This is a genomic window from Prochlorococcus marinus CUG1433 (assembly GCA_017644425.1).
Classification (GTDB): Bacteria; Cyanobacteriota; Cyanobacteriia; order PCC-6307; family Cyanobiaceae; genus Prochlorococcus_A; species Prochlorococcus_A marinus_U.
Window position 1 is genome coordinate 314,292 of record JAEPLN010000001.1, and the last position, 23,516, is coordinate 337,807.

A 23,516-nucleotide genomic window follows, 5' to 3' on the forward strand; every position below is an offset into this window, starting at 1 on the left:
GTTAATTAAGACTAACTTTTTGATAACAAAACCAAAGCCATTGCTGAAAAAGCAAATTCCTATGAGACCTCCAAGCGGTTTTTGAACTATTTAGATCAAAATTTTCAGGTGGAGGAACATCTCCCTTTTCTTTATCTCTTTCAATTTCACTAATAATTCTATGCACCGTATATTCAGGATGGCCTAAATGCATAAGTTGTTTTTGATCATTAGATTCAAATATTGTATATCCAACGTTTTCTCCATAAGCCAACAAATTCAACTTCCCTTCTTTTTGGGCCCTCTCCATTTCCAAATCTGGTAATCCAGCGAATCTACTTTGAGGACAAATAAATTCATCATCTTGTGTACCCATCAAAGGGTGTCCAGGAACAAGGCTTTTTAAAGGGAATACCCCAAATAATTTCCTATCAAAAACTTGCTTATTAACCCCTGCCAAATAAGCCAGCGCAAAGCCAGCCCAACATAATCCAAGAGTACTCGCACAAGAATTTCTGGCTTCATTTACAATTTTTACAAATTCATCCCAGTACTTAACCTCCTCAAAAGCTAGGTGCTCAATAGGTGCTCCAGTAATGATGATTCCATCTAACGGTTCTGGATTATTTGCTTCTTCCCAAGTTATGTATAGATTATTTAGATGATTAAGATCCCATGTTTTATAAGAGTGAGTTTTAAGCTTTATCCAAACTGGCTCAATTTGAAGCGGAGATAAGCCAAGTGGATGTAGTAAGTTAAATTCATACTGCTTGCCAAGAGGCATGATATTTAAAATACCAATCCTAAGAGGACGTATATCTTGTCTTTTTGCCAATTCTGGTTCGATCCAAGATATATGATTTTTCTCAACATCACTAATCTTGTGATAATTACTAGGAATTATTAAAGCCAATAAATCTCCTTTTTTATGTGATTTGTGAAAGTGCTTGTTCGAAATCTGCTTTTATATCATCAATATGTTCAATTCCTACAGAAACTCTTACCATCGTAGGAGTCACACCTGCAGATAATTGTTCTTCTTCAGATAATTGCTGATGAGTTGTTGAAGCAGGATGAATTACTAATGTTTTTGAATCACCCACGTTAGCAAGGTGGCTCGCCAATTTTAAGGAATCAATAAATTTGACTGCATTTTCATAACCCCCATTTAGGGAGAACATAAGCATGCAACCCATTCCTCTTCCAGTAGTATATTTTTTGGCACTAGAGTAATATGGATCAGATTCTAGGCCAGGATAATTAACACTGCTTACATTAGAATTTGAATCTAACCATTTTGCTAATTCAAGAGCATTAGAAGTTTGTCTTTCTATTCTTAAACTTAGAGTTTCCAAACCCTGCAATAGCAAGAAAGAATTAAAAGGACTTTGAGCTGATCCCCAGTCTCTGAGGCATTCAAGTCTTGCTCTTAACGCAAAAGCTATATTTCTATTATCAGGTACTCCCAAAGATTTGCAGATATCACTACCGAAACCAAATGCATCCCAATGAACGAGCCCATGATAAGCAGCGCTTGGCTCACTCATTAATGGGAATTTACCATTTCCCCAATCAAAAGTTCCGGCATCAACAATAACCCCACCGATGCTTGTTCCATGTCCACCGATCCATTTTGTTGCACTTTCTACAACAACATCGGCTCCAAAATCAATTGGTCTTATTAAAGCACCACCAGCACCAAGGGTATTATCCACTATTAGAGGAATTCCATTCTCCTTCGCCAAAGCCGAGAGTCCCTCAAAATCTGGAATATTGAACCTAGGATTACCCATTGATTCGACATATATTGCTTTTGTTTTATCATCAATTTTATTTCTAAAACTATCGATACTATCACCATCTGCAAATTTAACTTCTATTCCTAATCTTGGAAATTGTACTTTAAATTGATTATAGGTCCCACCATATAGAAAAGATGTAGAGACAAAATTATCCCCTGCTGTCATGCAGTTCACGATTGCCAAGAATTGAGCAGCTTGACCTGAAGATGTTGCAAGTGCTGCCATACCTCCCTCCAAAGCTGCCATTCTTTTTTCGAAGACATCTGTGGTGGGGTTCATAAGTCGAGTATAAATATTTCCAAATTCTTTTAATCCAAAAAGATTAGCTCCATGCTCGGCATTATCAAAGACATAGGAACTAGTTTGATAAATAGGTACTGCTCTAGAATTTGTAGTTGGATCAGGCACTTGGCCTGCATGTAACTGAAGAGTCTCGAACTTTTGGTTGCTCAAAATTTTTAAATAATCCTATTATCTATTTAACTTAAAAAAGTACCAAAAAAAACAAAAAAAGATAAATATTTATAAATCCTTTTTTAATGAAGGGTAATTATCTTTCATATATGAACTCAAATCTTCTTTTATCGCAGACCTAAGTTTCTCAATATTTGCAAAATCAATTATGGGAAAAGTTTTATTAGCCTCAGGATCTTTTTCAGTAATTGATTTCCAATTTTTACTTACATCTTTTTCAGAGTTGTTAAGAACCTCATCAAAATTGAAACCCTTATCATTGTTCTCAGCATCAAATTCGCTAAAAGCTTTATTTATAAGCTCTTTTCTATTTTCGAATAGATTCTTAGCTTTTAAAGTATCTGGAAGACCCATAACTGGTTGTAATTCCTTAAGAAGTTTTATTTCCTCTTCAATTAAAAGTGTCCAAACACTATATTTATTTTTTGGAAGATTAGAATCACTAAAAATATTAATTTCATCGAGGTAAAAATTTAACCATAGATAATAAGATTTTTCTTCAATATTTTTTTTAACGGATATCTTTTTATTTTGGATCTTTGGGAGTAACTTTTCTGCCTTCTTTAAAAACTGTCTGTCTTCTCTTTCTAAATTTATTAATCCCCATCTTTGACTGTAGTCCCATAAATCTTCGTATCTTGTTAAGTCTTCTTGATTCCAACCAAGAGCTTTAAGTTCATGAGAACGATGTGTTAATTCCTTTTTCAAAAAAAACCTTTTTAACCATAATAATTCTAACCCTGCAATCAAGATTAGTAAATAAATTAAGAACTTTGCTTTCTAGCAAATTAGAAAAATAATCAATTATTAAAATATTTATTAATAATTTTCAATACATTGATATAGCTGGGATTTTTTTTAGAAATTTGATTACTATATTTATTTTTTTTAAGGGCGTTTTGCTCTTTTTCAAAAAATAATTTCTTGTAAAAGTTTTCAATATCATTAAAAAGATAATCTCCTTTTAATTTTTCATTTAGTTCGAAAGACAATTCAGATTTCACAGATTCTTGGCAAAAATTAGTGATTTCTTCTGAACTAATTAAAACCTTATAAATTTCTTTTTTTTCTTCTGAATTAGCATTAAAGCATAAATAAATCAGATTAATCATTGAGCAATTGTTATTTTTGATTTTGAATTCTTTATAAATGTCTGGCCAAAATTTTAAAGATTTTAGACCTTCTAAACCTCCTTGACTGAGAGAGTATTTATTACACCAATTTACAAATTCTGAGACATCTTTTGGACATCTGTTGAGTTGCAAAAGCATATCTGATAAAACTTGTCCTGCTTGAAAATTCCGTGTTGGTTTTCCTTCTGTTGGTAGAGTCATACTCCCTAAGACATCAGCCTTAACAGCATTTAATTGAGAAAAAGTATAATCTCCTCTTTCAAAAAATTTATCATTAATTATTTCCCTTGCACAAATTATTTCTTCACCATAACCAAGTTCTTTTAATGAAAGATATTTATTCTCTAATTTATTTTCTTTTCTAACTTTTGTTGATACTGATGCGGCCTGATCTAAACATTGAGTTAACAAAATCGTATTTATGGTAGGCAGCATTCCTGGCTTATCAGAATGAAAGTTATTTACAAAACCTGCAAATATTGATGAGATATTTTTTATTGATTTTATATATTGACATTCAATATTGTGAACTCCAGGAGAAACTTGAATTTTAGGTGATAATTGATTCAAAATGCGTGCTCCAATTAATGCTGTTAGCGCATCAGGATGGCAGAAATTTGCAGTAAAACTATCATTAGGATTTCGTAAAGCTCCGTGACGATGAAATCCTGTAAAAAAAGCTAAATTTGGATATTTATTACAAAGAATAAAAGGGTTTTTATTTTTATTATCAATACAAAAAGAACCGACTAGACAGCCAAGAACCACATTTTCTCTTTTTAAATTTTTTCTGAGTTCTAGAGCATTTTTAACATCATCTTGTATGTGATTACTATTTGAAGCAAGTATAACTATCTCACATTTCAAGAGAAGATCTTTTAGATCAAAAGACTTAATTTTCCCCTCTGAAGAATAATTCCCCATTCTCTTAATCTTTTCAATAATCTCATTATCCATATCAGAAATAACATCATTTGAGAAAGCACCTAACAAATCTCTATCTTCTCTAGGAGCCAAGAGAATATTATTTGACTTTCCATGCATAGCACAGTTGTATGCTAATGATGCAGGATATAAACCAACACTGTAAAATCCAACTTTGCTATTATCAATATCTTCAATCAATGAATAAAAATATTTTTCATCTTTGATGTTTTCTACGAAATTATTCTTCATTTTTGGAAACTCTTGATAATTTTTTTAATTTCTTACCCATACCAACATTTCTCTACATTAAAGCAATTTTTGACCATAGCAAATTATTTATTGAAAATATTGAGTTTTTTAATTTATAATTTCTAAGAAATTGGAAATTAAATTAAAAGAAAAATAATTATAAATATGGAATATATGACAAGTAATTTAAATGAACAAAAACAATTAATTTCTTCTAAAAATATCTTATTTATTCAAGACATTGACGGAGTTTGTATCCCATTAGTTAAAGATCCAATGACTAGAGAATTAGAATCAAAATATATCTATGCAGTAAAAGAATTTGCCGAGGAATTCTTTGTATTAACTTGCGGGGAACATGAAGGTCCAAGAGGAGTTAACAGAATAATAGAGAGGAGTTTAGGGAGCACTACTGAGCCTAAAAATAAAAAACTATATTTAAGAGGTTTAGCCGCCTGTGGAGTAGAGTATCAAGACAGTAATGGTGAAATAAGTTTTAAAGGAGTCTCAAAAAAAGAATTAAGTTTTTTATCTAAAGTACCTAGTTTAATAAGACCAAAATTTTATTATATAGTTAAGAATATTTTTCCTGAACTTAGCCAAGAGGATATCAATTTTCACGCAGTAAAATCAATTTGTGCAACACGCTTCTCGCCAACGATTAATTTCAATAGTCTATTTGATTTAGTTCATGAAGATTCTGATAAAAGAAAGCTTATTCAAATTAGTTTTGAAAAAATGATGAATGAAATTATTTTAAAAGCTGAATCTGAAGGCCTCAAAAACTCATTTTTCCTTCATATTTCACCAAATTTAGGTAATAAAAACGGCAGAGAAACAATTAAACTTTCTTCTCAAGATGATATCGGATCAACAGACATACAATTACTCATTAAAGGAGCAGTTAAAGATTCTGGAGTTTTATTTCTTTTAAATAAATTTATTGCGGATAAAACTGGTAAAGCTCCTTTTGGAAGAAATTTTAATTTTAGAAACTCTCCAAATTCTGTTACGGAAAAAATTGATTTATGCAAAAAAACTATTCGAAAAGAAGATATGCCTTTGATTGTAGGAGTTGGAGACACAGTCACATCAAAAAAAAATAATGATGAAAAAAGTTATTCAAGAGGAGGAAGTGATAGGTCTTTTCTAGAATTAATACAAATATTAGGTAATGAATTTGGGATCAAGAATAAAATAATTTTTGTAGATAGTAGTTATGGTGAAGTTGAAAGACCCTCTACAAAAAATACTGGTTTAAAAGGGATCAGTGATGTTCATGACAATTTAAAATTTGACATAGTTTTTAAAAATGGTCCCAAAGAATACATTAGTTGGTTTATTGAACTTGCTAATGAGAGATCAAACTTTAAAAAAAAATAGTTGACTTTTTTATTTTCTAATGACAATTTGTAAATATTAGATTTATGAAAGAAAAATTCCCCTCAATATATAAAGAACCTATAGAAACATTGCAAATTAACATAGGTTATAAATGCAATCAGGCTTGTAAGCATTGCCATGTCAATTCGAGTCCCCTAAGGACTGAAAAGATGTCCAATGAAATGATATCTCTTATTCCAAAAATAATTGAAAAATACAAGATCAAGACTTTAGATATTACAGGAGGTGCGCCAGAACTTCACCCAAAATTTAAAAACCTAATAACCAGCTTGAACACAAAACAAGTTGATATTATTGATAGGTGCAATTTGACAATTTTTTTTGAAGAAGGTTATGAAGATCTTCCTCAATTTCTTGCAAAAAATAAAGTAATAGTTACTGCTTCGCTACCATGTTATGAAAAAAATAATGTTGATTTTCAAAGGGGTTTTGGCGTTTTTGAAAAAAGTATTAATGCCATAAAAATTCTTAATGATTTAGGCTATGGAAAGAGAGAAAATGGATTACAATTAAATCTTGTTTACAATCCTGTAAGCCCAATTCTTCCTCCTTCTCAGGAAATATTGGAGAAGGATTATAAAAAAATTCTATTCGAAAAATACAATATCGTTTTTAATAATTTATACACAATAACTAATATGCCAATAAATAGATATGAAGAATCTCTTAGAAGAGAAGGGAAACTAAATACTTATTACAAATTACTAAAAGAAAATTTTAATGAAAAAAATTTAGAAAATCTAATGTGTAAAAAAACAATTAGCGTAAATTGGCTAGGAGAAATTTATGATTGTGACTTTAACCAACAGATAAATTTCCGAGACAATAAAGGACCAAAGACACTTTTTGATCTTTTGGATGAATCATTTACTTTTGACTACGGGGTAGCTGTAAAAGAACATTGTTTTGCTTGCACTGCAGGTGCAGGGTCAAGTTGTGGAGGGACTTTAAGTTAAAACCTGCTAAATGCAATTAGGACAAATTGCTCTTACATTTAAAGATGATTCAATTAGTTTAAAACCATTAACTTTTGCTGCAACTTTACCTGCCTCTAAAACCTCATCATTTTCGAATTCTTCTGTTCTTCCACACCTAATGCAAATCAAATGATGATGATCCGGTGTGTCGTTACTTAGCAATTCATATCTGTGTCCACCCTCACTGAGTTCTAATTCATGAAGTAAACCCATTTGTACTAAAAGTCTTAAAGTTCTATAAATTGTTGCTAGTGAAACTTTGGAGCTTGTTTTAACTAACTTTTCATGAACCTCTTCAGCACTAAGATGCTTACCAGAGCCAATATTTTCAAATAAATTAAGAACCTTTAACCTCTGAGGAGTTAATCTCTTCCCATCTTTATGTAATCCATCACCAAGAGGAGAAGTGATGACTTTGTATTGAGAAGATAATGACAAAATTAACTCTTGGCTATTCTCAATAATAACCTTAGATGAGAGTAAAACAACTTATTGATTTAAAATGTTTACTAAAGTTCTTCAAAACATTATTTTAAATGTATCTTTATATGTAAATGATGAATGATCAAGAAATCTCTTCTAATAAATTATCATCGAAAGTAAACGCCTTGATAATTATTGATATTCAGGAAAAAATAATAAGACCAATTTATAATAAGGATTCAATAATCAAAAACATTAAAAAGCTAATAAATGCTTACCAAATTTTAGAAGAAAACATATTTATATCTGAGCAGAACCCACTCAAATTGGGAGTGACGATACCTGAATTATCACCCGTAGCAGAATTTAGAAAATTTGAAAAAATGGAATTCAGTCTAGCTAAATTAGAAGATTTTTTAAAAGAACTTAAAGATAAGAAAATTACTAATTTGATAGTTTGTGGGATCGAAACGCATATTTGTATTCAACAAACAGTCTTAGATTGTTTACAAAAAGGATTTGAAGTTATTCTCATATCAGATTCCATGGGAAGTCGAAATATGGCAGATCATGAAATAGCATTACAAAGAATGACTCAGAGTGGGGCCATCTTAACAACAACCGAATCAATAATTTTTGAATTATGCAAAACTGCGGATAGAAAAGAATTTAAAGAAATTAGGAAAATAATAATGAGTTAAAGAAAAATAAAGACTGGTTTGTTCTTTAGAGATAATTTAAAATTTTATTAGAGATAAATTTTAAGGTTTTATTTGAATATGAAATTAGTTAGTGAAAACTTCCTTCTGGCAATATCTATTTTTTTTATTGGAACTTTATTGTCGATAATAATTTCAAAGGTTTCAAAAATATTTTTTAAAAAGATTTCCAAAAGAACAAAAACAAATTTCGATGATTTTATTTTTGAGGTGATCTCTGGAATTATAAAACCTATAGGTTTCCTCCTCTCATTTTATTTTTCAATTGACTATCTTTTTGCTGATGAAATAACTTTCATCTCTGTCTTATTGAATATTTTGAAATTATTTATATTAATAATCATCATAAAAGCTCTCAACAAAATTTTATTAAGATCTTTAACAGAATCGACCTCAAAAATTAATGATTCCTCAATTAGTTCAATGGTATCTTCACTAACTCCATTGATAAAAGCATTAACATGGACTATTGGCTCGATTTTTTTCTTACAAAATATAGGTGTTCAAATGACTGCTATTTGGGCTTTACTAAGTGCAGGAGGTATTGGAGCTGGATTAGCTTTGAAAGATCCAGTGCAGGAGTTCTTTGAATATATAACAATTTTGCTTGATAAACCTTTTCAAAAGGGTGAGTTTATAAAATCTGATGGAGTCCTCGGAATGGTTGAGAGAGTGGGAGTACGATCATCAAGGATAAGAAGTATTAATGGAGAAGTAATAGTAATGAGCAATAGCGCCCTTACAAATGGAATAATTTCAAATTACGCACAAATGGAAAAAAGAAGGTTAGTGCATAAATTGGGAGTTGTTTATGAAACCTCTCCAAAACTTATGAAATTGATTCCAATAATAATTAAAAAAATAGTTGAAGAGACAAAAGATGCGTCTTTTGATAGATGTCATTTCACAGATTTCGGCGACTTTAGTCTTAATTTCGAACTTGTTTATTACATCCCAACAAATAATTATCTCGCCGCAATGGAAGCTCAACAATCTATAAATTTAAAAATTATAGAGGAATTTGCGGTTAATAATATAGAGTTTGCATTCCCAACACAAACCTTAAATATTGAAAGTAACAAAGCCAAATGATCTACAAATCTCTTCACTTAAAATCCAGAGTTTTGAAGCTAACTCAGAATTATTTGCCTCATCACTAACCTTACTTTCAAGTAATTTATGTTTTTTAAAAGATATAAGTTTATTACTTAAATGAACGTAGCCAATACTATTTAAATTTGAATCAAAAACAATTTCAGAAAGTAACTTACCAGCATTTTCTATACTTTCAGAAATTCCTAAAATATTTTTTGCAGCTTTAGAAAAAATTAAATATCCAAGGAGATTAAAACGCTTACTGTATCTAAAAAAACCAAGATCATCATTTGGTATTACTAGACCAGGGGCCCAAGTAATTACAGAAATTTTACTAGAGGAAATTTTTAACTTTTTTTCAAGTTCTTTAGCAAACAAAATATTACATAACTTACTATTTTTATAAGCTTCATCAGCATTAAAATTTAAAAATTGACCAGTTACTTTTTTTCTGAAATTAACAAGGTTGTTAAGTCCCGCTTTCTTTCCTATATTGCCACCTGAACTTTTGGGGTCGTGTACATCTGATGATGTAATAATGATTCTTGATTCTTCTTTATCTCTAATAAAATTTTTTAAGACATTTACCAAGTAAAAATGTGCAAGATGATTTACTGCAAAAGTTAGTTCTATGCCTTGTTTTGATACTTTAGGGTAAAAAGAGCCTGTATATTGCAATCCTGCATTTAAAACAAGAACATCTAAAAAAATCTTTTTACTAATAAAGTAATCTTTAATTTTATTAATATTCTCTAGATCTGAAAGATCACAATTTTCAATAATATTTAAAAATTTACTAAGGTAATTTTTATCAAAATGTTTCTCGATTTTTCTGAGAAATTCATTCTTTCTAAATTCGTTTTTTATTACAACATATAAAACATTTTTCGTCTTCAGTAAATTAGTAATAGCAAAAAACCCTATCCCTGAATTACCTCCAGTAATTAAAATATTTTTATTTTTAATCATTAAAATTCCTATATTTTTTTTATGATAAAAAATAAATAAAGTTTTTTTTATTTTGTAATCTTATAAATTATTGTTAAAACACTGAAAACTTAGTCACTAGTATTTGAGTAATTTGATTATTATTAATCTACTCTTCTTATAAGTATTGGATGAAAAATATAATTCTAGGCTCAGAAATAATAATTTGTTCCATAAATTTTTTTAATCATAAGATTTATTTTTAATGTCAAAAAAAAATATGCCAGATGTTCTTGTTTTGGGTGCAGGGCCTGCAGGTATGGCTATTGCCTCAGCTTTAGGGAAGGAAAAATTAGATGTTGAAGTGCTTTCTCCAAATGGACCAGATGAACCTTGGCCAAATACATATGGCATTTGGGGGAAAGAAGTTGATCAACTCGGGCTTCAGGATTTACTTGAATATAGATGGAAAAATACTGTAAGTTTTTTTGGACATGGCGCTTTAGAAGAGCAGGACGACGAGAATAAAGCCACGGAACATTCACTAGATTATGGACTATTTGATAAGAAAAAACTCCACAATTATTGGTTTAACGAATGCAATAAGTCTTTTATTAAGTGGCATCAAGGCTTTGCAAACAAAATACATTTTGAAAAATACAAAAGTACAGTAACTACAAAAGATGGCAAAAATTACTCTGCAAGATTAGTAGTAGATGCAACAGGGTATGATCCTGTTTTTCTTAAATTAAAATCCTGTGGTCCCTTAGCAGTCCAAACTTGTTATGGGATAGTAGGTAATTTTAGTAAACCTCCTCTTAAGAAAGGGCAGTTTGTATTAATGGACTATAGAAATGACCATCTTAACGATGAGCAAAAAAAAGAACCGCCAACTTTTCTTTATGCCATGGATATGGGGGATGGGAAATATTTTCTTGAAGAGACATCTCTTGGTTTGGTAAATCCTCTAACAATGGAAAATTTAAAAGAGAGACTAGAGAAGAGGCTTTCTTATCGAAATATATCAATCACAAGCATGCAGCACGAAGAGCTTGGCTTATTTCTTCCTATGAATATGCCAATCCCAGATTTCAAACAACAAATACTTGGATATGGTGGTGCTGCTTCAATGGTACATCCTGCATCTGGATATTTAATTGGCAATGTTTTAAGAAGAGCTCCACTTGTCGCCAAGGCAGTCTCAGAAGCAATTAAAAACAAAAATCTAAGTACCTATCATATTGCTAGAAAGGGTTGGGAAACTTTATGGTCAAAAGAATTAATTAGGAAGAAATCGCTTTACCAATTTGGATTAGAAAAACTCATGAGGTTTGATGAGAAACTATTGAGAGAATTTTTTGGAAGTTTTTTCCAACTACCTAAAAATCAATGGTATGGTTTTCTAACTGATACTCTTTCTTTAAAAGAGATTGTATATGCTATGTGCGTAATGTTTATAAAGGCACCATGGAGTGTAAAGAAAGGTCTTATGATTATGCATGGAAGAGAATTTAAAATGTTACTTAGGATAATATTTCCAAACACATAGCTAAAAAATGAGAACCATATTAATAAGTGGAGCCAGTAGAGGTATTGGACTAAAAATTGCACATAAAGAATTAAAAGAAGGTAATAGAATTAGTGTTGGCATAAGAGATTTAGAATCATTAAAAGGAAGCGCTATTGATCCAAAAAAATGGCCAGAAGGTAAAATCATACTCAATCACTATGATGCTTTAAAAAAAATTACGGCCGAAAATTGGATAAAAAATACCGTAGATGAATTTGGAGGATTTGATTCAGTAATAAATTGTTCTGGAGTATTATCAAAAGTTCCTTTCTTATACAAAGATGGTGATGAAGAAGATATTTTAAATACATTAAATATCAATTTTTTGGCAATTTGGAATTTATGTAGGCTTTCTTGGGATCATTTATGTACCTCTGGAAGAGGAAGAATTATTGTTTTAGTTTCAATGAGTGGGAAAAGATCCAAAGGTGATCTAGCCGCTTATTCATCTTCAAAGTTTGCTTTGATGGGATTATGCCAAACTATGAAAAATAAAGGTTGGGACAAAAATATAAGGATTTCTGCAATTTGCCCAAGCTGGGTTAATACAAAAATGGCCCAAAATATCTCTTCTTTAGACAAATCAAGCATGACACAACCTGAAGATATTGCTGAAATATGCTCAACTATTCTTAAGTTACCTACCCAATCAGTTCCATTTGAAATCGCCTTAAATTGTAACTATGAAATTTAACCTAAATTAAAAATTAAGTAAGCCATTGAAAGCATTGCAATTGCAATAAATAAACCTTTTATTCGATTAGTTAACAATGAAAAAAGAGATAAATCTTCAGAAAAGTATCCACCAAAACTACCTGTAATAAATAATATAACCATTGGTAGAGATGCCATTCCGAAGGAATAAGATATAGATCTTACAAATCCAAAATTTAAATAATTAAAGATAAAAGAACCTAATGAAAACAATAAAAAAGATGCAAATAGAGTTATAGAAACTTCAGCATCTAAAGTGTGAGGTAAGCTACCCTTTAATTCAAATTGCTTTTTACATTCTCTAATTTGTTTTTTAGAAAGCTTTAAATAACCAGTTTCAGGAATTCTTTGCGACTTATATTTTCTTAGTAATCTTGCTTCAAGAGTTTCTGGCTCCTTAGTCATAATTGATGTTAATAATTCATCTGGCTTTAATTTTTTAATTTTCTTTTCAAGATTATCTGTTTTGCCAATCCTATAAAGGTCTCCTATTCTAATAAGATAAACATATCCCGACATTTGCGTTGTAAAATTAATACTGTTCCTACTTAGATAATACTAAAAGAATTAGGGAAATTAAAAGTTTTTACAATATGAAAAACGATATTTTATATTCATTTCGAAGATGTCCATATGCAATTCGTGCAAGATGGGCCCTGTTAATTTGCGAAATAAAAGTCGAGATAAGAGAAATTGATTTAAAAAATAAACCTCTAGATTTTTTAAATAATTCAAAGACGAAAACGGTTCCAATACTTATAAAAAAAAATAGTGAAGTTATTGAAGAAAGTCTTGAAATCATCCTGTGGGCTCTCTCAGAATCGAAAAAGGAAAACATCAAATTAATTTATTTGCCTGAGAACAAAAAGGAAGATATTTTTGAAATAATTAATGAAAACGATAACGAATTCAAATATCATTTAGATCGATTTAAATATGCCACAAGATATAAAGATAGTGATGAGGAATTTCATTTCACAAATGCTATTAAATTTATAAAGAGATGGAACGAACTACTTGTAGAAAACAAATTTTTTTTTGGAGATAGCCCGACAATCGCTGATTGGTCTGTTTGGCCTTTTGTAAGACAATTTAGAATCGCTTGTGAAAGTCAAAAAAGGATAAATTATTTTGAACCCTCAATAAAAAACTGGTTAGATTCATTTGAGAAAAATAAAGAATTTAAATCCTTAATGTATAAATACGAATTATGGGAACCAAGTTATAGGAAGAATTATTTTCCTTTTAATTAACTTTCTAACAACTTCCTTTTTTCAATTATTCTTGCTAACTCCAAAAAATATCCTGCAGTCCTAAATTTTCCAATATTTTTTTCCTTAAAATCAAGATCGCTTCTAATTTCTGCAGTCTCCGCCATTAGCAAATCTAAATCATTTGATCCAAGACTATACAATTCTCCTAGTTCAATTTCCCTTCCTAGTAAATGACTCCTAAACCACTTCCCTTTATTTTCTTGAGGTGGAATATCGTAGGTAGTAAATGACATTAAAATAAAATTTAGGCTAATACCATTCTAGGGTTCTTATTGAAACTTTTTCATCTCTACTTTATTAAAAATCAATGCAATAAAAAGAATTGCGAATGTAATTAGGGCACAAATTTCTGTCCAATAATCTAACCCAATTTTAGAAATCATTAATGGTGCAAGAACAGTGAATAGTCCCCCAGAAAGAATTAACTGAGCGAAAAGCTGTTTTGACGTAAAAATTGGTAAAGTCTTAGAAATATTTTTTGGATCTGCAAGCCTTAAAAGAAGTAACCCAGAAGCTACTACACCTGTAGAATTACCAAACTCTATCAAGCTTTTTTCAAACCAATAATCATCAAAAATAAAGTATGCGAAATAAGCAATGCAGATTAAATTCCAAAATAAACCAAAAATAGTAAACACTAAAATAAGTATCCAATTATCAAAAACAACTGCGATATTTAAACTCGCCATAGCTGTAAAAATCAACAAATCTGTGGATAAAATACCAATCTCCCTTTGCAGAATATTTGAAATAAATTCTGTATTTTTGGTTTTCTCTAAAATATATCTTATAAGTAGCGAACCTATAAGGATAAAAGGGAATACCGGCAGTGAAAAAATAATTTCCTTCGAAAAATCGCCAAGAGGACTTGAAATATACCTTAAAAATTTGAGAAGCAAAACACCGAAAGAAATTGCCAAACCGGAAAATCCAAGATTTATTATAAAAATTCTTAAATCTGCAAAAATTCCTATCTTTTTTATTCCCTTTAGATTATCTTTTTTTTCAAGAATCTCCTCAGTATCTGAGAGACCTAAAGTTCTCCCAAGAAAGATAAATATGCTACCCAATATTGAAGATGATAAAAGGCCCATTGTCGCCATAGCCAAACCAAGATCCAAACCATTTGGGAACCCTAGTTTATTAAAACTTTCACCGATTATTGATGCAGCTCCATGACCACCCTCAAAACCGACCTCAATTAAACATCCCATTAGAGGATTTTTGTCCATAGAAGCAGGCAAAAAATATTTAACAACTATTCCACCGACGAAAAACTGTCCGAAACCTAGGGAAAGAGCTAGTAGAAATTGATTAAAAATTGGTTTAACTAACCCATTTATATTTGGGATAGGTCTTCCCATCATTAAAGTTGCGAATACTAACGATAAAAGAGGAGTAGGAAAATTACTCCAAACATTGATCGTTTCTTTTGGCAAAAAGTGTATCGCTCCAAATGGTCCTATAGATATACCTAAAATTCCTGATATAACTGCTATTGGCAATCCAAATCTCTCAAGTTGAACAGCTAGTTTAAATTTTCTCCCAAAAATTAATAAAAAAAATATAATTGATAATCCACAAAAACTTATTAATAGAGAATTTGAAAAAATATCTTTATTCTGTAGAGAAAGAATATTCAATGATTTCAAATACATATAATTATAAATCTAAATTAATAATCAAAATTTTTCAAATAAAAAAGGCCCCTATTATAGAAGCCTTTTGATATTTGTAATGAATTTTGAGAATTAATCTTTAAGAGTAACTGTTGCACTATCAATGTTACTGATAGCATTAGTAACTCTCTTGAAATCAAAGCCTAGTGCTCTTAAAGCGTGCCAAAGATGGCCTTGAATAAAGAAGAATCCAAAATAGTAATGAACATTAGCTAACCATGCCCTTGAAGTGTACTCACCATCAGGAAGATCAACAGTATCTACCCAATAAGGAGAAATACTAAATTTCAATTCAAGTGGTTCACCAAAGAATTCAGTTGGATAAACTGTTGTGTTAGCGGCACTCCAGAAGGCTGCAATAATAGCCATCCAGCCTATTCCAGCCAATGACCATGACAATACAGCTTCTGCGGAAAGAAGTCCTTTGCCTTTGAATTTGGTATATTCACCAACTTGCTTAGTAGCAATATGCCAGGCACCACCAGTAATCTCAACAAAAGCAAGGAAAGCATGACCTCCCATTACTTCTTCGAGACTATCGATAGTCAAAAAGTCGGTTTGGTGATTCCAAATCTTGGCCAAATTTAATTCGTACTCAACCTGTCTTACAGAACCAATAGCTGGATCATAAATTCCATGAACCCTTGCCCATTCAACAAAAGCTATAACAGCGAAACCAAGAATAATTAGATGATGACCAAGAATAAATGTCAATTTGTCTGGATTATCCCATTCAATATTGAATTTTCTAGCTCTTGCTATATCAGAATCTTCAAGATTCCCAGGAAGAAGTAAAGAATGTAAAAGTCCTCCGGCTGCTAAAACCATAGAAGAAACTAAGTGAACTATTGCTATCGCTAGAACAGGTTTAGTATCTCCCATCGCAACGCCATTAGCATCAAACCCTATTCCAAGAGTTGCTAAATGAGGAAGAACGATTAGAGGTTGATGACCCATTGGGACACTTGGGTCAAATCGTGAAAGTTCAAAAAGGGTGAATGCACCCGCCCAGAAAACAATTAATCCTGCATGAGCTACATGAGCAGCGATGAATTTTCCTGAGCGATTTGCTACACCTGAATTACCAGCCCACCATCCATAGGTAGTATCTGGATTTCCATAGGTTTGCATTTAGGAATTGATTAGCTTAAACGTTTTGAGAATACTTTATATTTCACCAAACAGTTGAATTCATAACAAAATTGTAAAGGTTAGTAATCCTAGCTATTAGCAAACAAAAAATCTCAATAAAGGAATCAAAGAGCATAGAAGGTAGATTTAATGGAGAAAAATTATTCCCAGAGATATAAGTTTTATCGAATTAAGCAGTATTCTTCAATTTAAATATCTTTGATAAATTTCATTTTGCTGACATTAAACGATGTTTTGTTTCATTAAACCATCCTGTTTATTGCCTCTAACTAAAACAATTATTAAAAAGGGAATAAGACATCTAATATTATGACTACTTCTCAAGAGTCTTCTAGAAAAATTTCACTAGAAATGAAATCAGAAGTTCATTACAAAAAGGCTGCAAAATCTTACAGGAAATCACAACAATATATAAAAATGATTAACTTGTATCCTACTTTGCAAAACACTTTAATTGACTGTGAGAATGAAAATCTAATCGAATAAAGATCTTTTATATCTTCCCAAGTTAATCTTCAAAAAAAGATTTTCTTAAGCTGCAATACTATCATTTTCATCAAAATAATATTTATTAATAATTTTTCTGCACATTTTTATATTGTAAATTGCTTTAGGATTCCATGGTTTTTTCTGACCGAGAGGAGAACTTTTCCAATGAATCCCTGGCTTAAGAATTCCATTCTCACGTAAAAAAGATAGTTTAATTTCAGTTATCCCTAAATTTTCTGCGGTCAACTCAGATGAGCTCCATATATTCCCTAACATTGGATTAAGTAAATATTAATTAATCCTTGATAACGTTAATTTTATTTTTTTGAAAGGGGTAAAACTTTTAAATAATTATTAAGTCACAAAAAACCTAGTATTTACAAAGAAAAGAGATTTGAAAGATTTATATCAAATTAAGAAATATTAAATAAAGAATCTTTATTAATGAATATCTCATCGATACCCTTTTCTTTATTGATAGATTTATAGTTAACGTATTCTTCTGTAATCGATTGATGCTTTGGAAGATTGATCCAACCCTCGTGCCAATTTCCACTATTTATTATTTCTTCATAAGTAGTTTTTAAGTAAATTTCAGAATCAAGGACAGAAACCATTAAAAAACTAATATTTCCTTTTTCTTTAATCTCATTTACTAAAACAAAATGTCTTAATCCTTTTATGGTTTTTTTAGAAGTCCAGTAATTTTCCATAATTATTTTTTCTTAATGTTCCCCTCAGAATTTTTTCTAGATATTTTCTTATATTCATTTCTAATTTCTTCTAATAAAAGTTTTCTTTGATCCATGTAGTTAAGAGAATCTTGTTTTGTTAAGTTATATCTTTCTTTTTTAGTTAAATTCATCCAATTATTAAGATTCTTTTTAGTGAAATTTGTATTTTTTTTAGAATTAAAAACTTTTTGTTTTCTATTTAATTTAAGAAAATTCCTTAAATTAAAAAAAATAAATATAAAAAGAAAAATTATCACTATCTTTAATAACATCACTTTACAAGTAAGTTATTGTTTATCCAATTTTCTAATTTAATATCATTCTCAAAAGATATAACCTCCTCTTCATTCCCATTACCTGATTGATCAAAAAGCCTTATAATAAATTCCCCATTAACTGCCTCATTATCACCGATAACAATAATACTTTTAGATTTAAGTTTATTTGCCTTTTTAAATTGCTTAGAGAATGAGGCTCCGCTTAAATCTAACTCAACTAACAAATCGTAATTTCTTAATTTTCTAGATAAATTCATTGCTAATGATTCAGCAATTAAGCCTTGATTAATTATATAGATATCAGTATTTCTTGGAATTTCAAGATCTTTTCCTGCGAGTAAAATTAATCTTTCTAACCCAATAGCGAAACCTATTGCAGGAGTGTTTGGCCCTCCCATTTGTTTTATTAAATCATCGTATCTCCCTCCCCCGCAAACTGTAGCTTGGGAGCCCAGAGCCCCACTAGTAATTTCAAAAGCTGTATGAGTGTAGTAATCTAGACCTCTTACAAGATTAAAATTTTCTACATAAGGTATTTTTAAAACCTCTAATTGTCTTTTTAAGTCTAAATATCTGTTATGACTTTTATCAGATAAAAAATTAAATAATCTTGGTGCATTTTCAAGAACTTTTTTTGTTTGAATATTCTTTGAATCCAAAATCCTTAAGGGATTTTTAGTAATCCTGTTCTGAGAATCTAAATCTAGAGAATTTTTATTATTTTCTAACCATTTTAAAAAAGATTTTTGAAAATTTGATCTGTCATTAGTATCACCTAACGAATTTATTTCAAGATTGAGTTCTTTTATTCCTAATTTATCTAAGATATCCCAAGCTAAAGCAATAATTTCAACATCACTTCTAACTGAATCATGTCCTATAAACTCAACACCTAATTGATGAAACTGTCTTTGCCTGCCTGCTTGAGGTCTTTCGTATCGAAACATAGGACCCATGTACCAAAGTTTTTGAAGAGGATTAGACGATATTCCATTTTGTATTAACGCTCGTGCGACTGAAGCTGTTCCTTCAGGTCTTAGAGTGCAAGATCTCTCCCCCCTATCAAAAAATGTATACATTTCCTTACTGACAACATCTGTCCCTTCACCAATTCCTCTTATAAATAATTCGGTCATTTCCAATATTGGTGTTCTTATTTCTTTTATGGAAGCTCTAGAAAGCTGTTCTAATAAAATTTTTTCAACGTTTTGCCACTTTATTAATTGATCAGGAAATAGGTCTACTGTTCCTCTTAGGTTTTTTAAGTTATTCAAAGTTCTAAAAAATAATTCAAAATTTTTAATTCATCTAGAAATTAATCTTTGATTGGTTATTTTGTGAGACAATGTTAATTTAACATTTAGAAAAACTATTGGGAATTAATAAAAGAAAAGAGAATCAACATTGCGGTACAAAACCAAAAAAAATTGCTTTTGGAATAGCGCCTCTTGGTATAGTTTCAATAGGGATAGTGCCAATGGGAGTAATAAGTATAGGGGTAGTCCCAATGGGTGTATTTTCTTTTGGTGCAGTCGCAATGGGAATAGTCAATTTATCAGTAGTCGGGATGGGAATTATCTCTGCCGGTGTTACTACTATGGGGATATGGGAGTATTCACCTAATTCTCATAAAAATCATCATAATCATTCCAAACAAATTTCAAATTCAAATAAGGGAAATATGATGTCAGATCTATTTAACACTAAAGAAGAGGCTGAAAAGGCTGCTTCAAAATACGGATGTATTGGAGCACATAAAATGGGTAATAAATGGATGCCTTGTAAGATGCACTAAATATTTTCTTAGTCAAAAATTAAATAAATATTAATTCAAAATCTCAACTCTAAAATCAAGATTTTTTGCCTCATCAGTAGTTAATTTTCTTGACCAAGCTCCTTGCACAGGACTATTCCATCTGAACCCAGCATTTTTAGCTAAAGACCTATCTTCATAACTAACCAAAGCCTTGTATAAGAACCTCGGTTCAGTAGCTTTAAGTAAAAGTTCCTCTAAGTTGTCGCATTTTTTGAAGACCTCAGAAATATAAATGCAATCAGATAAAGCTCTATGTAAATTCCAAACTGGTATTGAAAAAGATAAGGCTAGATCAGTCACTGAAGGTCTTGTTTTTAGTGATTTTTGAAAAGACCAATTAATATCCTCTAAACTACATATCCATTTCTTATTAAGCTTAGGCAATCTTCCTTTTCCAAACCATTTCTTATCAAACTCCACATTATGAGCAACGATGAAATCTGAAGAATCAACAAGTTTTAGAAAGAAATTCAATCCATCTTCCCATGGTTGAGAGATATTAGTTACTTCTGCAGATATACCATTTACATGTTCGGCTTCATTGTTATTAACTGGAAATAAAAAAGAAACTTGTGAAAGTACACATTTAAAAGATACATCAAATAAGACACAACCTATTTCTATCACTTCATCTTTATTTTCGTCTAAACCTGTTGTTTCAGTATCAAGAATTAAAATTTTTTCAATTTTTTTATTTTTATTCGTTATTCTCTCTTCAGAGGGATTGGTGTTAATTTGATCATGAAGAAAATCCAATTGATTTGATTCTTTTTTGTTAAAAAGTTCCAATTAACTCAAAATACTTACATTTATCTTGACGCATTTAATAAATATTTCTTTTAAATTAATATAAATTTAAAAAACAGGCTAGAAAATATTTTTTGAAACATTTTTAGTTTATGAAAGATGACTTTTACAAAATTTCAATTTAACAATTTCTGTTATTGGCCTTCAAATCCAAAAAAAATTGTTGAATTTATTGGTGGAAGTTATTTAGCTTCTAAGCCAGATTTAACTTATAGAAGATTCATAGAGAGTTTAATTAATAAAAATTATGCAGTTCATGCATATAAATACACACCACAATTTGATCACCAACAACTATCTATCAAAGCATGGAAAGATTTTAAGAATTGCCGAATATCTTTATCTAAGAGAATAGGTGCATCAATTCCTTCAATAAGAATTGGTCATAGCCTAGGATGTAAACTTCATTTAATTTCTCCTGATGGCGGAAGAAATTGTGAAAAATTCATATCTATTAGTTTTAATAATTTTAGTGCTAACAAATCAATTCCATTATTGAAACAAATTTCTCAAAAATTAGAATTCAACAGTGAATTTAGCCCAAGTCCCGAAAGAACTTTGCGATTAATTGAAAAAACATATAGTCAAAAAAATAACTTCCTAATAAAATTCAACTCAGACGAATTAGATCAAACAGATAAATTATTTTCTTGTCTAAAAGCAAGAAAAGAAGATAATTCTAAGGGGATAATGCTAAAAGGTACACATACCATAATTGCAAGCGCAGGACTAAGAGAAAATTTTTTGGGAGGCTGGGCCGATGATGAATTCAAAAGAAATACTATAAAAAAAATTTCTAATTTAATTGATGAATCTTAATTAGGATAATTCTTTTAATTTTTCTAAAACGGAACTATCTTCGAGAGTGCTTATATCTCCACTAATTTTTTCTCCAGCAGCCAAAGATCTCAAAATTCTCCTCATAATTTTTCCACTACGTGTTTTAGGAAGAGAGTCAGAAATTATAATTTTTTCAGGTTTTGCGATAATTCCAATTTCATTAACAACATGTTTCTTTAGATTCTCTACTAATTCTGAAGAACCTTTCACGTCTTTCTCAAGAGATACAAAAGCAACTATAACTTCACCTTTTAAATCATCTTTTTTGCCAACGACTGCAGACTCTGCAACTGATTTATGACTTACCAAAGCAGATTCTATTTCCATTGTTCCTAACCGATGTCCTGAAACACTTATGACATCATCAACTCTTCCCATAATCCATATATATCCATCTTCATCAATACGTGCTCCATCTCCAGCAAAATAAACATTTTTTTCTCCTTTAAAAGATATATATTCCCAATAACTCTCCAAATATCTCTCTGAGTTTCCGTGAATTGTTCTCATCATTCCTGGCCATGGTTTCTTAATAATTAAATAGCCACCCTCATTCTCTTTAACCTTATTTCCATTCTTATCGACGATTTCAACTTCAATTCCTGGCAGAGGGAAAGTAGCTGAACCTGGTTTTGTAGCAACGACTCCCGGCAATGGACTTATCATCACACCACCAGTCTCAGTTTGCCACCAAGTATCAACAATAGGACATTTATTTTTACCAATAACATCTTTGTACCACATCCATGCTTCAGGATTAATTGGTTCTCCAACTGTGCCCAAGAGTCTAAGACTCTCAAGATTGTATTTATCAGGGATTTCTCGTCCAGACTTCATAAATGCTCTTATTGCAGTTGGTGCAGTATAAAAAATAGAGACCTTATATTTTTGAACAATTTCCCAAAAAGCCCCTAAATTTGAGGGTCTTGGCACTCCCTCATACATCAAGGTTGTAGCACCATTAGATAAAGGCCCATAAACTATATAACTATGGCCTGTAATCCAACCAACATCAGCAGTACACCAGTAAATGTCGTCATCTTTCAAATCAAAAATCCATTTAAATGTTAAATGCGACCAAAGATTGTAACCACCTGTTGTGTGCACTACACCTTTGGGCTTACCAGTAGAGCCTGAAGTATAGAGAATAAAAAGTCTATCCTCGCTATTCATGACTTCTGGTTCACAATGATCTTTTTGATCTTTTAATAATTCGTGCCACCATAAATCTCTATCATCAACCATCGAAATATTTTTTTTGGTTCGTTGAACAACAACTACTTTTTCAACGACTTTATCTGCCCCACTTTCAATGGCCGCATCAACTGCTTTCTTGAGTTCAATTACCTTATCTTTTCTAAAGCCACCATCAGCAGTAACAACAAATCTGGCGTTTCCATCAATTAACCTATCTTTTAAAGCTTCTGAAGAAAATCCTCCAAAGACAACTGAATGAGGCGCGCCAATTCTTGCACAAGCTAACATCGCAAACATCGCTTCTGGAATCATCGGCATATAAATACATACCAAATCTCCTTTTTTTACACCAATTGCTTTTAATGCATTAGCTGCTTTACATACCTCTTTTAGAAGTTCTTCGTAAGTATATTTTTTGCTATCTCCGGGTTCGCCTTCCCATATAAGTGCAGTCTTACCTCCAAGCCCTCTCTTAATGTGTCTATCTAAGCAGTTATATGTAATATTGAGTTTCCCTTCTTTGAACCATTCGAAAAAGGGCGCATTTTCGTTATCTAATACAGTTTGAAATGGCTCAAACCAATCTAATTCAGATTTTGCAAAAGATTCCCAAAATTGAATAGGATTATCTGATGCTTGTTTTTTTAGACTTAGTAATTCTTCTTGAGAACAAATATTTGAGTTTTCTGCAAATTTTTTTGATGGAGGGAAAATTCTTTTTTCTTCAAGGATGTTATTGATTGAATTTTTTTTATCTAATGACATTAAATAAATCTATGCTTAATAAATTTAGTCGAAAAAATTAGGGTTTTCAAAAATTTTAATATTAATTTAGCTCAAAGATTTATTTCTAGTAG

General features: G+C 30.7%; 26 protein-coding genes. 10 read left to right on the top strand and 16 right to left on the bottom strand.

The features are described 5' to 3' along the window. Window position 1: 1 nt before the first annotated feature. The 4 genes from JJ842_01935 to JJ842_01950 all read right to left on the bottom strand — a co-directional run bounded on the left by JJ842_01935 (window position 2) and on the right by JJ842_01950 (window position 4,564). Window positions 2–892, bottom strand: coding sequence for a homoserine O-succinyltransferase (locus JJ842_01935; protein ID MBO6970673.1), 891 nt, complete (start codon window positions 890–892; stop codon window positions 2–4). A 13-nt stretch (window positions 893–905) separates the two neighbouring features. Next, entirely contained in the window at window positions 906–2,234 is a 1,329-nt protein-coding gene (locus tag JJ842_01940; protein MBO6970674.1) for an O-acetylhomoserine aminocarboxypropyltransferase/cysteine synthase, read from the bottom strand. A gap of 69 nt (window positions 2,235–2,303) precedes the next feature. Then, window positions 2,304–2,963, bottom strand: coding sequence for a hypothetical protein (locus JJ842_01945; GenBank protein ID MBO6970675.1), 660 nt, complete (start codon window positions 2,961–2,963; stop codon window positions 2,304–2,306). Window positions 2,964–3,055: 92 nt separating this feature from the next. Further along, window positions 3,056–4,564, bottom strand: coding sequence for a hypothetical protein (locus tag JJ842_01950; protein MBO6970676.1), 1,509 nt, complete (start codon window positions 4,562–4,564; stop codon window positions 3,056–3,058). Between the two features lie 165 nt (window positions 4,565–4,729). Here JJ842_01950 and stpA point away from each other — a divergent pair, with 165 nt between their 5' ends. Then, window positions 4,730–5,947 (top strand): glucosylglycerol 3-phosphatase, encoded by a 1,218-nt coding sequence (gene stpA / locus JJ842_01955; protein MBO6970677.1) that lies wholly within the window; start codon window positions 4,730–4,732, stop codon window positions 5,945–5,947. 44 nt (window positions 5,948–5,991) lie between these two features. After that, entirely contained in the window at window positions 5,992–6,924 is a 933-nt protein-coding gene (arsS, locus tag JJ842_01960) for an arsenosugar biosynthesis radical SAM protein ArsS (protein MBO6970678.1), read from the top strand. Between the two features lie 6 nt (window positions 6,925–6,930). Here arsS and JJ842_01965 read toward each other — a convergent pair whose 3' ends face one another. Continuing rightward, window positions 6,931–7,383, bottom strand: a complete 453-nt coding sequence (locus tag JJ842_01965; GenBank protein ID MBO6970679.1) for a transcriptional repressor — start codon at window positions 7,381–7,383, stop codon at window positions 6,931–6,933. 116 nt (window positions 7,384–7,499) lie between these two features. On the opposite strand from JJ842_01965, the gene JJ842_01970 reads away from it, so the two are divergent. Then, window positions 7,500–8,069 (top strand): isochorismatase family protein, encoded by a 570-nt coding sequence (locus JJ842_01970; protein ID MBO6970680.1) that lies wholly within the window; start codon window positions 7,500–7,502, stop codon window positions 8,067–8,069. A gap of 78 nt (window positions 8,070–8,147) precedes the next feature. Further along, a complete protein-coding gene (locus JJ842_01975; GenBank protein MBO6970681.1) occupies window positions 8,148–9,179 on the top strand; it encodes a mechanosensitive ion channel in 1,032 nt (343 codons plus the stop codon). Here the strand turns inward: JJ842_01975 and JJ842_01980 are convergent. Continuing rightward, window positions 9,150–10,151, bottom strand: coding sequence for an SDR family NAD(P)-dependent oxidoreductase (locus tag JJ842_01980; GenBank protein MBO6970682.1), 1,002 nt, complete (start codon window positions 10,149–10,151; stop codon window positions 9,150–9,152). The two genes, JJ842_01975 and JJ842_01980, sit on opposite strands and share 30 nt — an antisense overlap. Before the next feature lie 223 nt (window positions 10,152–10,374). On the opposite strand from JJ842_01980, the gene JJ842_01985 reads away from it, so the two are divergent. Beyond that, window positions 10,375–11,658, top strand: coding sequence for a lycopene cyclase family protein (locus tag JJ842_01985; GenBank protein MBO6970683.1), 1,284 nt, complete (start codon window positions 10,375–10,377; stop codon window positions 11,656–11,658). Window positions 11,659–11,665: 7 nt separating this feature from the next. Then, the gene (locus JJ842_01990) at window positions 11,666–12,373 is read left to right on the top strand and encodes an SDR family NAD(P)-dependent oxidoreductase (GenBank protein ID MBO6970684.1); all 708 of its coding nucleotides are present in this window, start codon (window positions 11,666–11,668) and stop codon (window positions 12,371–12,373) included. On the opposite strand, the gene JJ842_01995 is transcribed toward JJ842_01990, so the two are convergent. After that, a complete protein-coding gene (locus JJ842_01995; GenBank protein MBO6970685.1) occupies window positions 12,370–12,912 on the bottom strand; it encodes a GIY-YIG nuclease family protein in 543 nt (180 codons plus the stop codon). The genes JJ842_01990 and JJ842_01995 overlap by 4 nt on opposite strands. A gap of 74 nt (window positions 12,913–12,986) precedes the next feature. Here JJ842_01995 and JJ842_02000 point away from each other — a divergent pair, with 74 nt between their 5' ends. Further along, window positions 12,987–13,646, top strand: a complete 660-nt coding sequence (locus JJ842_02000) for a glutathione S-transferase (protein ID MBO6970686.1) — start codon at window positions 12,987–12,989, stop codon at window positions 13,644–13,646. On the opposite strand, the gene JJ842_02005 is transcribed toward JJ842_02000, so the two are convergent. The 3 genes from JJ842_02005 to JJ842_02015 form a co-directional block, all read right to left on the bottom strand. Then, complete coding sequence (locus JJ842_02005; protein ID MBO6970687.1) at window positions 13,643–13,900, bottom strand: hypothetical protein; 258 nt, start codon at window positions 13,898–13,900, stop codon at window positions 13,643–13,645. The two genes, JJ842_02000 and JJ842_02005, sit on opposite strands and share 4 nt — an antisense overlap. A 36-nt stretch (window positions 13,901–13,936) precedes the next feature. Continuing rightward, complete coding sequence (locus tag JJ842_02010; GenBank protein MBO6970688.1) at window positions 13,937–15,325, bottom strand: sodium:solute symporter; 1,389 nt, start codon at window positions 15,323–15,325, stop codon at window positions 13,937–13,939. A gap of 93 nt (window positions 15,326–15,418) precedes the next feature. Beyond that, a complete protein-coding gene (locus JJ842_02015; protein MBO6970689.1) occupies window positions 15,419–16,477 on the bottom strand; it encodes a chlorophyll a/b binding light-harvesting protein in 1,059 nt (352 codons plus the stop codon). A gap of 330 nt (window positions 16,478–16,807) precedes the next feature. On the opposite strand from JJ842_02015, the gene JJ842_02020 reads away from it, so the two are divergent. Then, a complete protein-coding gene (locus JJ842_02020) occupies window positions 16,808–16,984 on the top strand; it encodes a hypothetical protein (protein MBO6970690.1) in 177 nt (58 codons plus the stop codon). Window positions 16,985–17,029: 45 nt separating this feature from the next. On the opposite strand, the gene JJ842_02025 is transcribed toward JJ842_02020, so the two are convergent. The 4 genes from JJ842_02025 to JJ842_02040 all read right to left on the bottom strand — a co-directional run bounded on the left by JJ842_02025 (window position 17,030) and on the right by JJ842_02040 (window position 19,273). Then, window positions 17,030–17,263 (bottom strand): hypothetical protein, encoded by a 234-nt coding sequence (locus JJ842_02025; protein ID MBO6970691.1) that lies wholly within the window; start codon window positions 17,261–17,263, stop codon window positions 17,030–17,032. Window positions 17,264–17,400: 137 nt separating this feature from the next. Further along, window positions 17,401–17,700, bottom strand: a complete 300-nt coding sequence (locus JJ842_02030; GenBank protein MBO6970692.1) for a TIGR02450 family Trp-rich protein — start codon at window positions 17,698–17,700, stop codon at window positions 17,401–17,403. Window positions 17,701–17,702: 2 nt separating this feature from the next. Beyond that, on the bottom strand, window positions 17,703–17,996 hold the full coding sequence (locus JJ842_02035; protein ID MBO6970693.1) for a glycoprotein: 294 nt from the start codon (window positions 17,994–17,996) through the stop codon (window positions 17,703–17,705). Further along, a complete protein-coding gene (locus JJ842_02040; protein MBO6970694.1) occupies window positions 17,993–19,273 on the bottom strand; it encodes a histidine--tRNA ligase in 1,281 nt (426 codons plus the stop codon). Before JJ842_02040 ends, JJ842_02035 begins: the two co-directional genes overlap by 4 nt. 98 nt (window positions 19,274–19,371) lie before the next feature. Here JJ842_02040 and JJ842_02045 point away from each other — a divergent pair, with 98 nt between their 5' ends. Further along, window positions 19,372–19,794 carry a hypothetical protein gene (locus JJ842_02045; GenBank protein MBO6970695.1) on the top strand — a complete coding sequence of 141 codons (423 nt, stop codon included), beginning with the start codon at window positions 19,372–19,374 and terminating at the stop codon, window positions 19,792–19,794. A gap of 30 nt (window positions 19,795–19,824) precedes the next feature. Here JJ842_02045 and JJ842_02050 read toward each other — a convergent pair whose 3' ends face one another. After that, window positions 19,825–20,604: a 3'-5' exonuclease gene (locus JJ842_02050; protein MBO6970696.1), complete on the bottom strand. Its 780-nt coding sequence runs from the start codon at window positions 20,602–20,604 to the stop codon at window positions 19,825–19,827. Between the two features lie 117 nt (window positions 20,605–20,721). Here JJ842_02050 and JJ842_02055 point away from each other — a divergent pair, with 117 nt between their 5' ends. Continuing rightward, window positions 20,722–21,441: a DUF1350 family protein gene (locus JJ842_02055; protein MBO6970697.1), complete on the top strand. Its 720-nt coding sequence runs from the start codon at window positions 20,722–20,724 to the stop codon at window positions 21,439–21,441. Here the strand turns inward: JJ842_02055 and acs are convergent, their stop codons facing one another. Then, window positions 21,442–23,424 carry an acetate--CoA ligase gene (gene acs, locus JJ842_02060; GenBank protein MBO6970698.1) on the bottom strand — a complete coding sequence of 661 codons (1,983 nt, stop codon included), beginning with the start codon at window positions 23,422–23,424 and terminating at the stop codon, window positions 21,442–21,444. Between the last annotated feature and the right edge of the window lie 92 nt (window positions 23,425–23,516).

Coding starts and splice junctions, on each gene's coding strand:
- JJ842_01980 (MBO6970682.1), bottom strand. CDS start 10,151: ATGATTAAAAATAAAAATATTTTAATTACTGGAGGTAATTCAGGGATA.
- JJ842_02055 (MBO6970697.1), top strand. CDS start 20,722: ATGACTTTTACAAAATTTCAATTTAACAATTTCTGTTATTGGCCTTCA.
- stpA (MBO6970677.1), top strand. CDS start 4,730: ATGGAATATATGACAAGTAATTTAAATGAACAAAAACAATTAATTTCT.
- JJ842_02000 (MBO6970686.1), top strand. CDS start 12,987: ATGAAAAACGATATTTTATATTCATTTCGAAGATGTCCATATGCAATT.
- JJ842_01990 (MBO6970684.1), top strand. CDS start 11,666: ATGAGAACCATATTAATAAGTGGAGCCAGTAGAGGTATTGGACTAAAA.
- JJ842_01950 (MBO6970676.1), bottom strand. CDS start 4,564: ATGAAGAATAATTTCGTAGAAAACATCAAAGATGAAAAATATTTTTAT.
- arsS (MBO6970678.1), top strand. CDS start 5,992: ATGAAAGAAAAATTCCCCTCAATATATAAAGAACCTATAGAAACATTG.
- JJ842_02020 (MBO6970690.1), top strand. CDS start 16,808: ATGACTACTTCTCAAGAGTCTTCTAGAAAAATTTCACTAGAAATGAAA.
- JJ842_02015 (MBO6970689.1), bottom strand. CDS start 16,477: ATGCAAACCTATGGAAATCCAGATACTACCTATGGATGGTGGGCTGGT.
- JJ842_01970 (MBO6970680.1), top strand. CDS start 7,500: ATGATGAATGATCAAGAAATCTCTTCTAATAAATTATCATCGAAAGTA.
- JJ842_02010 (MBO6970688.1), bottom strand. CDS start 15,325: ATGTATTTGAAATCATTGAATATTCTTTCTCTACAGAATAAAGATATT.
- acs (MBO6970698.1), bottom strand. CDS start 23,424: ATGTCATTAGATAAAAAAAATTCAATCAATAACATCCTTGAAGAAAAA.
- JJ842_01995 (MBO6970685.1), bottom strand. CDS start 12,912: ATGTCGGGATATGTTTATCTTATTAGAATAGGAGACCTTTATAGGATT.
- JJ842_02025 (MBO6970691.1), bottom strand. CDS start 17,263: ATGTTAGGGAATATATGGAGCTCATCTGAGTTGACCGCAGAAAATTTA.
- JJ842_01975 (MBO6970681.1), top strand. CDS start 8,148: ATGAAATTAGTTAGTGAAAACTTCCTTCTGGCAATATCTATTTTTTTT.
- JJ842_01985 (MBO6970683.1), top strand. CDS start 10,375: ATGTCAAAAAAAAATATGCCAGATGTTCTTGTTTTGGGTGCAGGGCCT.
- JJ842_02005 (MBO6970687.1), bottom strand. CDS start 13,900: ATGTCATTTACTACCTACGATATTCCACCTCAAGAAAATAAAGGGAAG.
- JJ842_02030 (MBO6970692.1), bottom strand. CDS start 17,700: ATGGAAAATTACTGGACTTCTAAAAAAACCATAAAAGGATTAAGACAT.